Source organism: Photobacterium sp. R1 (genome assembly GCF_054600795.1).
This window is the reverse complement of record NZ_BAAHZP010000472.1, coordinates 1-279: the sequence shown is the minus strand read 5'-3', so window position 1 is coordinate 279 and position 279 is coordinate 1. Positions and strand designations below refer to the sequence as shown.

The window sequence follows — 279 nt, the reverse complement described above, 5'->3', positions numbered from 1 at the left end:
TGCCCAGCTTCCTGTCCGCCAAAAACCCGCAAACCCCTGAGCAACTGCCGCCATCTGCATCGCCTGAGCCGCACAGCCTGCCGAGATATGTTGTTCAATCACAGGGATTTTATCGCTGGGCTGTACTTTAGCGACAACGGTAATGACCATAGGAGCACGAAAAGGTGCTTTAGAGGCTTTCTCGATCACTGCCTCTTCTGCATCGTCAGCCTGAGCGGCAGACACCAGAATATCGGCCAGCTTTTGCAACCCTTCACCTTCGGAGACGATGAAACGCCA

At 54.1% G+C, this 279-nt stretch carries 1 protein-coding gene; it reads right to left on the bottom strand.

Annotation, left to right across the window (positions count from 1 at the left end; all coding sequences use genetic code 11):
* On the bottom strand, positions 1-279 hold a 279-nt coding region (locus ACYP03_RS25905), incomplete at both ends, for a nitroreductase family protein (RefSeq protein ID WP_459782660.1).